Origin of the sequence: Pseudomonas serbiensis (genome assembly GCF_030580745.1) — a bacterium.
In the GTDB taxonomy this organism is placed as follows: Bacteria; Pseudomonadota; Gammaproteobacteria; order Pseudomonadales; family Pseudomonadaceae; genus Aquipseudomonas; species Aquipseudomonas serbiensis.
This window is the reverse complement of record NZ_JAUQOO010000030.1, coordinates 35,833-49,002: the sequence shown is the minus strand read 5'-3', so window position 1 is coordinate 49,002 and position 13,170 is coordinate 35,833. Positions and strand designations below refer to the sequence as shown.

Annotated in this window: 8 protein-coding genes; 5 read left to right on the top strand and 3 right to left on the bottom strand. The window is 53.6% G+C overall.

What is annotated here, in order from left to right:
- Window positions 1-23: 23 nt before the first annotated feature.
- Window positions 24-335, bottom strand: coding sequence for a hypothetical protein (locus Q6A51_RS25465; RefSeq protein ID WP_304576018.1), 312 nt, complete (start codon window positions 333-335; stop codon window positions 24-26).
- A 135-nt stretch (window positions 336-470) separates the two neighbouring features.
- Here Q6A51_RS25465 and Q6A51_RS25460 point away from each other — a divergent pair, with 135 nt between their 5' ends.
- The 3 genes from Q6A51_RS25460 to Q6A51_RS25450 are packed head-to-tail and all read left to right on the top strand — an operon-like array spanning window position 471 to window position 8,287.
- Entirely contained in the window at window positions 471-7,532 is a 7,062-nt protein-coding gene (locus tag Q6A51_RS25460) for a hemagglutinin repeat-containing protein (protein WP_304576017.1), read from the top strand.
- 8 nt (window positions 7,533-7,540) lie between these two features.
- On the top strand, window positions 7,541-7,942 hold the full coding sequence (locus Q6A51_RS25455) for a hypothetical protein (protein ID WP_201016896.1): 402 nt from the start codon (window positions 7,541-7,543) through the stop codon (window positions 7,940-7,942).
- Window positions 7,943-7,954: 12 nt separating this feature from the next.
- The gene (locus Q6A51_RS25450; protein WP_201016897.1) at window positions 7,955-8,287 is read left to right on the top strand and encodes a hypothetical protein; all 333 of its coding nucleotides are present in this window, start codon (window positions 7,955-7,957) and stop codon (window positions 8,285-8,287) included.
- 192 nt (window positions 8,288-8,479) lie between these two features.
- On the opposite strand, the gene Q6A51_RS25445 is transcribed toward Q6A51_RS25450, so the two are convergent.
- Window positions 8,480-9,049, bottom strand: coding sequence for a GNAT family N-acetyltransferase (locus tag Q6A51_RS25445; RefSeq protein ID WP_304576016.1), 570 nt, complete (start codon window positions 9,047-9,049; stop codon window positions 8,480-8,482).
- Between the two features lie 281 nt (window positions 9,050-9,330).
- Between Q6A51_RS25445 and Q6A51_RS25440 the strand changes: the two genes are divergently transcribed.
- Window positions 9,331-10,281, top strand: a complete 951-nt coding sequence (locus Q6A51_RS25440) for a LysR family transcriptional regulator (protein ID WP_201000301.1) — start codon at window positions 9,331-9,333, stop codon at window positions 10,279-10,281.
- On the opposite strand, the gene Q6A51_RS25435 is transcribed toward Q6A51_RS25440, so the two are convergent.
- Entirely contained in the window at window positions 10,269-10,598 is a 330-nt protein-coding gene (locus Q6A51_RS25435; RefSeq protein WP_304576015.1) for a hypothetical protein, read from the bottom strand. The genes Q6A51_RS25440 and Q6A51_RS25435 overlap by 13 nt on opposite strands.
- Window positions 10,599-10,622: 24 nt before the next feature.
- Between Q6A51_RS25435 and Q6A51_RS25430 the strand changes: the two genes are divergently transcribed.
- On the top strand, window positions 10,623-13,127 hold the full coding sequence (locus Q6A51_RS25430; RefSeq protein WP_304576014.1) for a TonB-dependent receptor plug domain-containing protein: 2,505 nt from the start codon (window positions 10,623-10,625) through the stop codon (window positions 13,125-13,127).
- Window positions 13,128-13,170 lie beyond the last annotated feature (43 nt).

Sequence of the window (13,170 nt, the reverse complement as noted above, 5' to 3'; positions counted from 1 at the left end):
ACAACCAGACCGGCCAGATACGCTCACTCGGCACCACTGACGCCGCCGACTTCCAGATCGGCACCCAATTCGACAACCGCAACGGCACCGTGGAAGTCGCCAACAGCAACCTGATCCTCAACGCCGCGAGCTTCCTCAACACCAACGGCAACCTGCTGCACGCCGGTGCCGGCACCTTCGACATCTCCACCGCCAACCTCACCCAGGCCGGTGGCAACCTCGTCACCCGCGGCGGCCTGACCGTCACGGCGGACAACTGGACCAACAGCAGCGTGATCCAGGCCGGGCGCCTGACGGTCAACGTCGGCACCTTCAACCAGACTGCCAGCGGGCAACTGCTGGCCTCGAGCGCGTTTGTAGGCACGGGAGGGAGCTGGACGAATGAGGGGGTGATTGCCAGTGACGGGACGCTTAGTCTGAACCTGAGCGGGGGGTATGCGGGAGGTGGGCGTACGAGCAGCCTGGGCTCCTTGGGCCTCACCGCCAGCCAGTTGGCACTGACCAGTACGGCGAGCCTTATGGGCGGCGCACGGACCGAACTCAATATCAGCGGTTTGGCCAGCAACTATGGGCGACTGACGTCGGCGGCTGATTTGATCATCAATGCCGGGAGTGTGACCAACTACGGCACCTTGGGCACGACGCAAAACCTCACCTTCAATACTGCAAGCCTGCTTAACAGCCAGGGTCTGATCTTCAGCGGCGGGGATATGCAGGCCAATGTGGGGAGTTTGACCAACCTGAAGGGCGACTTTTATGCGCTGAATAACTTGACCATTAAAGGGTATGGCGTTGAGCGGGCCAATCAGGTCTCGAATATATCGGGCTCGATGGAGAGTGGCGGTAACTTTGCGATCAGCGCTACGGCTTTTGAAAACCGCACTGAAGGTTCGGATAGCACGCAGGTTTCTACTGCGGGTCGGACTTTGGTGAAGGGGATTATTGCGATCAGGTGTTACGATTGCGATAGGCGTTTTTTGGCGGATTACGCTGTAAGAGAGTATTTTGAAGGTGGGCAAGATACTGATGTCACGGCTTCTGCGATATTGGCGTCGGGGCGGAACTTTACTTTTGCTGGAGGAGATTTTTTAAACAGTAAAAGTACTATCAGTGCTGTCGGGAATATAAGTGTCAATGCTGATAATGTAAGGAATATTGGGGCTGTTGGCGGAGCGGTAGAGCGTACTCGTATATATACTTCAACTAGCTGGGAGAGTTACGATGCTTTTAGAAGTTATAATCAGCGTAATAATCCGGACTTTCCTAATATCTATTACATAGATGATGCTGGTGAGATTCGGCTGGGGGAGATTGTTGGTGAGGCATATAGTGCGAATGATGAGGGTGGGTGGACGTTTTATAATTATCTTATAAAAAATCCGATAAATTCTACATATGCGAACAATGTATACTATGGTTATTATAGTGAGGGTGCATACAATAGACCTTTGCCTGTATCGTTGTATGATCGAAATAATCTTGTTGAAGTGCCTGAATTAATCACGCGCTCTGGGCTTGTAAGTGATGTTGAAAAGGTTGTAGATGGCGGAAGTTCTGGCCGAAGCGCCGTCATTCAATCTGGTGGTAATGTATCTATTACAGCCACCCAGAATTTGCAGAATAGTGTCATTCGCCAGGATTATGTAGCCGCTGGCGGCACCAGCAAAGTACAGGGCATCAGCCCCTCTGGTACTGGCACGGCGATCATCCGGGTCAACGCCCAACTGCCCCCCGATCTGTCCCAACAACAAGTTAACCCACTCACTCTGCCAGGCTTCAGCCTGCCTACCGGCCAGAACGGCCTGTTCCGCCTGAGTGCCCAGACCGGCAGTAACGTCGCCGCCACTCAAACCAGCACTGCGCCCCAAAACTGGACGCTTGGGAGTGCCAACGTGTCTGTCGCTCAACGCGAGCAGACCGTTTCCGATACCCAGAGAACCCTTCAGTTCGGGACAGCCGGGCAGGTTTCGACCGCCACTCGCCAACTGGCTGATGTGGTCCGCCAGAACTCGGGCTTGAGCGCCAACGCTTCCGCCTTTGACTCCAGTGCTCCAGTCGATTCAGCGATCCGTCTGCAACTCACCGGCCATAGCGCCGGGTCCACGGGGCTGACACAGGTTGCCGACGTGACCCAGGTTCAGGGCCAGAACGGCACCGCTCCCTTGCCCGGTCAAGGGGCGACAACTGTTTCCGTCATTACCCCTGTGGCTTCCAGCAGCACCACGGCCCAGAACGGCCCAACCACGCCGACGGCTGTGCCGAACAACCAGGTCGCGCGTGTCCAGGCCTTGCCCGGCACCGCCGCGCCTTCCAACCCGCATAAATACCTGATCGAAACCAACCCGGTCCTGACCGAGCTGCGCCAGTTCATGAGCTCGGACTACCTGCTGGCCAATCTGGGTTACGGCCCGGAAGCCAGTGCGAGACGTCTCGGTGATGGCCTGTACGAACAGCGTCTCGTCCAGCAAGCCGTCGTGGCCCGTACCGGTCAGGCATTCCTGGCCGGGCAGACCTCCAACGAGGCCCAACTCAAGTACCTGATGGATAACGCCATCGCCAGCAAGGAGCAACTGAACCTGGCGGTGGGCGTGTCATTGAGCTCACCCCAAGTGGCCGCCCTGACCCATGACATTGTCTGGCTCGAAGAACATGAGGTGAATGGCGAAAAAGTCCTCGTGCCCGTGCTTTACCTGGCCCAGGCCAACAATCGCCTGGGCCCGACCGGTGCGCTGATTGCAGGCAACGATGTCACGCTGACGGCAGGCCAAGAACTCGATAACGTCGGTACATTGCGTGCGACCAATAACCTGTCTGCAACGGCAGGTAACAATCTGGTTAACGTTGGTCTGATCGAGGCGGGTAATCGCCTTGACCTGCTGGCAGGCAACGACCTGATCAACAAGGCCGGCGGCATCCTGTATGGCCGCGATGTGACACTGACTGCTACCCGTGGCGATGTCATCAACGAGCGTACCGTCATTCGCGATCAGCAAAGTGCTGGGGTGCTTCAGGACTTCGTTGAGAATGCCGCCCGTATCGAGTCTGCAAACGATCTTGTTATGAAGGCTGGCCGCGATGTGATGAATATCGGTGGCACCCTGCAGGCCGGTCGCGACCTCAGTTTGATTGCCGGTCGTGACGTGAGTATCGACGCGGTACAAAAGGAAAAGGTAAACAACCTCAGCGTGAACAACACCCAGTCCAGCATCACGCAACTGGGCTCCAGCGTTAGTGTAGGCCGTGACCTGATAGCCCAGTCAGGCCGTGACATCAGCATTATCGCCAGCAATATTGACGCCAAGCGTGACATCGCCATGGCCGCGACAGAAAACCTGACCCTGTCGTCTGCTGCGGATGAACAACATTCGTCCAGCAAGGCCAAAAAGTCCACCTCTCAGCAGGATCGTATCGATCAGGTTTCTGCCTCAATGAATGCGGGTGGCAACGTTGACTTGGGCGCTGGAAACAGCATGGCAATAATTGCCAGCCATATTCGAGGGGGCGGGAATCTTGATATCGATGCTGCTCAAAACCTCACTATAACTTCTGCGGCAGACGAGCAGCATTCTTACAGTAAGACTAAAAAAGTTACCTCCCAGCAGGACCGTGTCACTCAGGTTTCCAGCACCTTGAGTGCCGGGGGGAATGTTGCTTTGGGCTCCGGGAAAGATATGGAAATAATTGCCAGTCATATCCGTGGAGAAGGGGATGTCGATATCGATGCTGCCCAAGATCTTACTATTACTTCAGCCATGGATGAGAGTGCCTCGTTCTATTCTAAAAAGAGTAAAGGCTCTTTTGGGCGAGGTAGTAGCAAGCAGCAAGAGAGTTATGACAGTACAAACGTAGCCTCGATAATCGAGGCGGGTGGCGACTTGACTGTCAATACCAGTAAGTCTGTTGATGATGGAATTGTTCTGGATGGTGGCCATAACGTAACGGTCATTGGCAGCCAGTTGAGAGCGGGTGACGATTTGCTGGTAGGCGCTACGAACGATGTAGCAGTGCTATCGGGAGTTGAAGAGCATGGCTCCTATAGCAAGAAAACCAAGTCCGGTTTCCTGGGTTTGTCAAAAAGTGGCAAGAGTCAATTAACGACTACTGCCTCTCAGGTCGCCAGTGAACTTGAGGCTGATAACGATGTAGTGATTGCGGCAGGGAATGATGTTCGTTTGCGCGCCAGTGAAACCTCGGCTGGCAACGATGTCGAGTTGCGAGCAGGGTTGGTCAACGATAGTGGCGACATCAATCTGGTTTCAGCCAATGACACCGCTTACAGCCGCAGTGAAGAGTATAAAAAGAAAACCGGACTTTCTGCCTCGGGTGGTTTCATTTCCATCAGTTCAGCCAAAGAGGCAGGTCGGGAAGCGCAAAGCAGCACCAGTGTAGGTAGCAATGTATTGGCCGACCGTGATGCAACGTTGCAAGCCACGCGAGATGTCAATGTACTGGGCAGCGGTATTAGCGCTGGGCGTAACGTCAGTCTGAATGCTGGGCGTGACGTAAACATTGCAGCGGCGCAAAACGAAAGTGCTGAGCAGGAGTGGTCCAAGAACAAGCAGGTGGGTATTGGTGTTTCCGGTAATGACAATGGTGTGAGCCTTTTCATTGGCGCCGATAGCCTTCAGGAAAAGGCCCGACTTGAACAACAGACCGCAGCAGCCAGCCAGGTCAGTGCGGGTCAGGATCTGGTCATCAATGCCAAGCGAGATATCAATCAGATCGGTTCTGATCTGAATGCCTCCAATGACATTGATCTGACCGCCGGGCGCAATATCAATATTGATGCAGCCCGCGAGACTCAACTGGTCGAGCAGCAGCGTGAAACCGAACGGAGTGGTCTTGGTGTAAGCATCAACCACAATTATGGGAAGACTAAAGATGCTGTTAGCGGCGCGGGCCAAGGCGATGATGCCGTCAGTCAAGGGTCAAGTACGCTAAAAGGCATTGATGCTATCGGGCAGTTTCTCGCAGGTCCGACAGCGGACGTCAAACTCGGAAACAGCAAGCAGAGCACCAGCCAAGAGATCATTGAGCAGACCAGCAGATCTTCAACCCTCAATGCTGGCAACGATGTAAACATGACCGCCGGTAACGATGTCACGGTCAAGGGTGGTCAGTTGCAGGCTGGACGCGACATTAATATCAAAGGCCGTGATATCACCCTTGATGTAGCGAAAGACAGCATCAGTCAGGAGAGCAGCCAAAGTGAAAGTTGGGGCGGTATCCATGGAGGCACCAGTGGTGGTTTCAAATTGGGTATTGGTGGCAGTTACGGTGTTGCCAGCGAAGATGGGACTTATGGTTCGTCAACCGCGACCCAGGCTGCAGCAGGTCGGGATATCAATCTGGATGCCAGCAACGACATAAACCTTGTTGGTACTCAGGTTATGGCGGGTAGAGACATAGACCTCAATGCCGGCAACGACTTGAATATCCGTTCGGCACAGAATGAGAGCAACAGTGAAAGTGACCGTCATAGCGGTGGCGGTGAGGTTGGCCTGACTTTCGGCTCTCAAGGTGTTGGTGTGTATGCCAGTGTCAGTATGGGCAAGGGGAATCTGGATCGTGACAGCGCTCGCCAGCAGAATGCTTCCCTCAATGCAGGTAACCAACTTGGCTTTAGCAGTGGAAACGATACCAATGTGGCGGGTGCCACATTGCGTGGCGATGAGGTAGTTGGGCGTGTAGGTGGTGATCTCAATGTCTCTTCAGTGACTGACACCGGTAAGGTTGAAGGCAAGGAGTTCGACATTAATGCCACCGTGACTATCGGTCCGGGTGCGGGTATCAGTGGCTCTGTGGGATATGGCGCGACCAATGGTTCAACCAATTGGGTTGGGCAGCAGACGAGTATCACTGCCAAAGACAAGGTCGATATACGAACTGAAAATCATACTCAGCTTGATGGTGCTCTGATTGCGTCCGACAGCGGAAATCTCAAGCTGGATACTGGAACGCTGGGCTTCAGCGATATTGCGGGGAAAGACAAGGAGCATGGTTATTACCTGAATGTCGGGGGGACCTATAACCCGAGTGGTTCCACAGCTCAGGACCCTAGCCAGGAAGGTAAAGGTGAAAAGTCCAAGAATGGCTGGAGTGTCGAGGGCTGGAACTATGAGAAGGACCGCGAGCAGATCGTACGAGCGACTGTCGGCGCTGGTGAAGTTGTCGTACGCAATGATGCAGAAACGGGAGGTGACTCTACTGCAGGGTTGAACCGTGATGTAAGCAAAGCGTACGAAATTACCAAGGATGAGGAGTCGCGTACTGATCTCTACGTTTCTAAATCTTCTCTTGAGGCGGTATCAAACCCCAAAGCAACACTTCAGCAGTGGCAAAAAAACATTTCTCTTTATGGAGAAAATAGTAAAGAGGCTGTAGGAAAGCTGATTGATTTGCTTGTTTTGATGGCCTTATTGCCTCGGGAGGCAGTATCAGGCAGGGGAGTGGAAACAGCAGAAATCTTTGTTTTTGCAAGAGAAAATGAGCGTCAACTTTCTAGCCAGGACGCAGGAAAGAGAGCTGATAGGGTTCGATTGCTGTTAAATGCTGTAGCGCAAGGAGAACTTGGTCCGGACAGCGAAGCTGTTGTGTCGCGTCTTTCGGCCCTCGCAGCGGAAGATCCTACTAAAGCAATGCGGGCAATTGGTTTATTGGCCTCTTTGAGTGAGCGAAGCAGCGGTGTATCTCATTTTGTCCCGATAGCTGCTTTGGGGGCGGGAGCGATTGCCGCTCTTGGCGGGGCTCTGGTGGTAACGGCGAGCACGCCAGAAAACCAAGAGCGAATGAAAGAAGCTGCTAACGCAGTTGTAAATGCTGTCGCCCAATCAGGTCAAACGGCACAAATACAAACCAGTATATCCATAGAAATATGGAAGATTTTTTTCAATACGACCTTTCCGGTGCATCTGCTGGATGCTGAAAATAGTAGATTGGTAAACCCAATCGTCGAGGCTCAATCTCCTAATCCTGCCAGTGGCGGGTACGCTGCAGGTTCTCCAGTAACCACTCCGATTTCTACAGGAGGTAGTCAGGTCGTAGATCAGGCGGCGAATGACTATTCCAATCCCATCGCAGAGCTTCCGGCTCCTGGGGTTATGAACCAAGATAATGGTGATAAAAGCGTACCGAATCTTACTGAAAGGGGGACGTTGGTCAATCTCCGTCCTGGTGATGTTGCTATTGCGCAGCGACCAGTGAGAGCACTTGTGCAAGATGATACAGGCCGTTACTGGTTGCAAACCTCTACAGGACAGAGGCTAACGCCTTCGGGGTCATATGACTTTGTAACGATGCCGGATGGTACTATTCGTGTCGCTAGACCTAACGTGAATGAAGACTTTTCAACCCATCTTGGATTGAGCGGTGGGGGTGAGGTAAAGTATGCAGGATCTATACGGTTCGGAAATAATGAAGGACCAAATAGAGGGGTAATAACTCAGTGGACTAACAATTCGGGGCACTACCAACCTCCCGCAACTTTAAAAGGTAGTGCTGGGTTGCCGCAGGATTTATTTAAAATAAGGTAGCGCAATCAATGGACGAAAAGCAAAAAAAACTACGTGCGCAGCTTGCCAGGTTAAGTTCTGCGCAAGCTGCTGAGCAGTTGATAAATATGTATCCGCTAGAGTCGATGGATTTTGGTGAGGCCCTGTTGTTAATTCCTCACCTCTCTTGGAAACAATCTGATCAAAAGAAATTGGCTCGACATTTTTTTAAGAAATTACCTTTTGCCAGTGCTCGAGGGTATGAAGCTTTTTCATCAATCATGTCTGTAAAAAACATGCTGGAGTGTGTTCGTGAACGTTTTCCGATGAGTCCTTCTGATATGAATTTATTGTTTTATCATTTGATTCCCGTTCTTAGTCTGGCAGCGAAGAATGATCGAGATCATCAATTGATTTTAGCGTTCCTGAAGGATTTTGATTTGGGTACGTAATAGGTGAGTGGAATGAAAGATTTGAATGATGTAAGAGAGCTTATGGTTTCGATTTTTAGATATAAGGAGGTGGATTTCTTTGATGGGGAGTGGAGTTCTAACTATAAGCTCAACTGGGGGGAAGAGCTTGAAGCTCTTGTGAGGGATGCCTTGGGTGATGTGGGTAAGTTAAGTTCAGCCTTGAATTCTGGCGATGATGTTATGGCTGTTGCAGCTGTAGCAATGGCCAGAGTTAGGTTTTTGAAGCTTTCCGATTTTTTCTTTGCAATTCATGAGGATTTTGAAAAGCTATTACATTTGAAGGAGGTTGAGTGGCCGGATATACCAGATGATTATGTGTATTGATGGTTTGTAGATGTGTCTAGGGGGAAGGTGGTTTTATGTTTGGTCGGCCTCCTTGGGCGTAGGTTCTCTCGCTAAAAGTATTTGTCCATAGTCTGAGTGTGAATAGTTTAAATTTCGTATGAGGAGCGAGTACAGATTTTACAAGTGCTGTATCGGCGGATATCACTAAAGCATGCGGCATGAAAATAATCCCTACAGCTCTATCTTATAAACAACCTGCCCCCGCTCCAGCGGATCCGGATGACACTCAAACCCCAACGCCCGCGCCAGCCCAAACATCCTTGAATTCCTAACCGAATCTATCGAAAACATCCGGTAAAACCCGTTCAGCCGCGCAGCATTCATAAGGTGCTGCATCAGCAATTTGCCCAGCCCAAGGCCTTGCCATTTCTCGGCCACAACCACGGCGCATTCGCAGCAGTAATCGCCTTCTGTCGCTGCGTAGCGGCTGAGGCCTATTTCGGTCAGTTGGTGGTTGTCCTCCATGATCAGGGCGACATAGGTCATGCGTTGTTGGTAGTCGATGTTCATGATCTGGTCGAGAGCCAGCGGGGCTGGTTCGTTGTTGGGGGAGAGGAAGCGGAAGTGGTGGGTCTGTGGCGACAGGCGTGTGATGAATCCGAACTCCCGTTGCCGGTCGTCCTCCTGGATCGGTCTGATCAGCAGGTGCGTGCCGTCGCTCAGTTCTTCGATCCAGTGGATGAAGCGCAGGTCAGGGGTGTAGAGGTCGTCGCTGATCTGGTCGCTGGTGACAGTGTTCATGTCCATCCCCTGAAACGCCGTACATTGATTGAGCAGGCTGTTTTTTACCTTTTACGCTGCGGCAACCTTCATGCCGTGATCCAGATCAATGTTCCCCAAGGAAGCCATGATCCGGCGTATCAGGATGTGGTGTCGCCCTGCAGGTTTCCGGATCGAAACCCGGCTACCGCAAGATGAGGCATTGGTTTACCGTTAGCGCTTTGGCGAACAGTTCCACGGCAGCAGACGGTGTAACTGACAAGCCTGGGGTGTATGCCCTGATACTCATTAGGAACGGATTGATGGACTTGAAACAACTTGAGGCATTCGCGGCGGTTATGTCTGCAGGGAGCGTGACCGGAGCCGGGCAAATGCTGGGTCGGTCGCAGCCAGCGGTCAGTCGCTCGATCCAGGAGCTGGAGCAGGTGTTGGGCTTCCCGCTCTTTGAGCGTAGTGGCCCGAAGGTGACTCCCACACGCCGGGCTTTCAGCATGTATGCCGAGGTGGAGAGTGCGTTGAGTGGGGTGCGCAATATAAAGCAGCGCGCGCAGGCGATCAGTGAAGAAGACAACCACCTTTTGCGTGTCGTCGCCACCTCTGCCTTGGCGACGGGGCTGTTACCGGCTGCGCTCGCACGCTTACCCACTGAGCTACGTCCTCGGCAGTTGCAATTGCAGAGTCTTACACCCGAAAAAGCGATTGAGGCGGTATTGGCCAACACAGTGGATCTGGGCCTGGTCAGCCTGCCACTGGAGCACCGAGGTCTGAAGGTTCACTGGATCGGTGAGGCTCCCTGTGTCGCGGTATTGGCGAGCGATTCTCCTCTGGCCAGCGAAAGCAGCCTGAGCCTTGCGCAACTGGCCGAGCAGGTGCTGATCAGCATCGCCAACCCTTATCGTTTTCGCAGACGTATCAACCATGCTTTCGCCGAGCATAAGCTTGAGCCACGGCAAATCCTCGAAACCAATACTTCTCTGAATGCGATGCAGATGGCTCGTGTCGGGCTTGGCGTGGCACTGGCCGATCCGGTGACCGCCTATGGTGTGCCGCTGCAGGGCGTAGCCGTGCGCCCTATTGCGTTGGACATCCCGTTTTTCTTCGGGCTGATCTCGCCTTACGCCAGTGTTCTTTCGGAGTTGGCACAGACGTTGGTGACGAGCCTGGCCGACGAGTCCAGGCACCTGCTGCCGGGCATGCGGATGCATTCACCTGCCGAGCACGATGCTCTGCTACAGCGTGTCTATGCGGTGTAAGTAGCCCCTGAGGCCGTCGAGTTCTTCGGCGGCCTTGAACGTTCTCCCCTGAGTCGCCAGCCCTTGAACGCCTCCATCACGCTCTGAATTTTCAGGCCGGGCAGATGGCATGGCCTTTTATTCTTTTTTGTAATATCCATAGCTGAACTACTTATTTTCAGGAATAAATTTTCTTCTCTATCATCCGTTTTATGAATGCATGTGCGCTTTGAATTAATAAATCGCATTAATGGATCATGAAGGTCAGCTCTTGGCCATTCTTTAAAGCGGAAATTCAGCCGACCTCGGCACATCGCCGCAACAAAGCTATTACCCATGGCGATTCACCGAGGAGTATTGCAATGCAAGCGGAACAATCTTCAACAAACACTCGTTTCCCGAACCTTGTCCGTAATCAATTGAGCCTGGCGATGGGGCTGTGCATGGCGCCGCTGGTAGGTCAGGCTGAGGTGGAGGAGCGACAGCAGAAGGCCGCAGAACCAGTGCTGCAAACCATCATCTCGGTTGGCAATCGTGGTACGGAGCGTACGGTAGCCGACAGCCCGGTGCCGGTAGATGTGCTCGACGCCGAGGCATTGCAAAAGCAAGGTGCCACGGCCTTGCGCGATGTACTTGCCAACCTGCTGCCATCGTTCCAGGTGTCCAAGGTCACGGGCGGCGCCTACAGCAACGTCGCCCGCTCTGCCGGCCTGCGCGGGCTGGGTGGTGGTTATGTGCTGGTGCTGGTCAATGGCAAGCGCCGCCATGCCAACGCGGTTTCTTCGGAGGGCACTGGTCTGCAAGAAGGCTGGAATGCGGCCGATCTGGATTCCATTCCCATGGCGGCGATTGCTCGTGTCGAGGTGCTGCGTGATGGCGCAGCCGCGCAATATGGCTCCGATGCTATTGCGGGTGTGATCAATATCATTCTCAAGTCCGACAGCAGCGGGGGCAATGCAACGACGTCTGCCGGTCGACGTTCGCACTACGCCAGTGGCGTGGGTTCCAACGGTGAAACTTATCAGCAGAGCCTCAATTATGGTCTGGGGCTGCCCAATGAAGGTTTTCTCAATCTGACGCTGGACTGGAAAAACCAGGACAGTACCAAGCGCTCGGCACCGGCGACAGGTAGCTTCTACTATCCGGTCAACGGGCAGCCAGACCCTCGGGAAAACACTGTTGAACGACGTTCCTATGGTGGCGGGTTGCCGGAGATCGAGCAGATCAACGCTTCGTATAACGCTGAGTTGCCATTGCGTGATGATCTGCGCCTGTATTCCTTCAGCACCTACACCCGGCAGGATGCATTGGTGTCCATCGGTTTTCGCCGGCCCAATTCCAATACGGTAATTACAGAGCTTTATCCCGACGGCATTGCACCTGACTTCAATTTCGATACCCGTGATTTCCACACTACATGGGGTATCAAGGGTGAAGAGCTGGCAGGCTGGAACTGGGATCTAAGCAGTACCTATGGCGAAAATACCCAGAGGATGGAGAGCAGTAATAACCTCAATCCATCCCTTGGGCCTGCCAGCCCGACCGACTTCTTTCTGCAGAACAACGAGCTGAGCCAATGGGTCACCAACCTGGATCTGAACCGGCCTATCGACATCGGTCTGAGCAATCCGCTGAACTTCGCTACAGGTCTTGAGTACCGGGAAGATCATTACACCACCGGTGCCGGTGATGAGGCGTCCTACATCAATGGCCGTTATGTCTTCCCGGCCGGACACCCGCGTGCTGGCCAGGAGGCGGCTATCGGTGCGCTGGGGAACTATCTGTTGCTGCCCGAAGATGAAGTCGACTTGCGCCGCAGTACTTCTGCCGCCTACGTGGATCTTGGGCTGAACATCACGGATAAATGGTATGTCGGCGCCGCTGGCCGCTACGAGCGATACACAGACAGCGCTGGCAGCACCTGGAACGGCAAACTGTCGACCCGATATGCCTTCACGCCGGAGTTTGCCGCACGGGGCTCGGTCAGCACGGGGTTTGTCGCGCCTTCCCTGACTCAGCAGGGGTATGCCAAAACCGGTCTCGGGCGTCGCACCGTCAACAACGAGACGGTGGACATCATGATCAAGCGCGTTCAGCCCGATTCGGCCATCGGCAAGGCTTTGGGCTCCGAAGAACTGGACCCGGTAAAGTCCACCAGCTATTCGCTGGGCTTGACCTGGACGCCGATAACCAACCTCAACGTGGCACTGGATGCTTACCTGATCGATCTGGAGGACCGCATTGCCTTGATCAGCCCGCTGTCTGGCTCGGCGGTTGATGCGATTCTTGCTGCCAATGGTTTCGGGCATGTGCAGCAAGTGCAGTACTACGCCAATGCGTTCGATACGCGGACCAAGGGTGTCGATCTGGTCGCCGATTACACCCATCGAATTGGCGCCTTCGGTCGTCTGCGCTGGACGGTTGCAGGCAACTGGAATGACACGACCATCACTGACATGGCGCCTAATCCGGCACAGTTGCAGAGTCTCGGTCTGTCTCGTTTCGAGGATACCGAAATAGGCAGTGTGACCGACTCCAAGCCTCGTACCAAATACATCCTGGGTGTGAACTGGCAGGTTGAGGATTTCGATATCGGCCTGCGCAATACCCGCTATGGCAAGGTCAAGCTGCTTGGCAGCGGCACGACAGTGGATCAAGAGTTCAGCGCCAAATGGATCACCGATCTGGATGTGACCTATGGTCTGACCGACAACGTTCGGGTGACGCTCGGCGCTGAAAACCTGTTTAACGTTTACCCGGACAAACACACCGTCAATGACGTGTCGGGTGGCTCTTACTATTCAACCATCTCGCCGTTCGGCTCTTACGGCGCTTACTACTACACCCGCTTGAGTATCGATTTCTGATCGTGGACGCACGGGTTGCCTGTGGCCGTCGGTAATCGTCGAC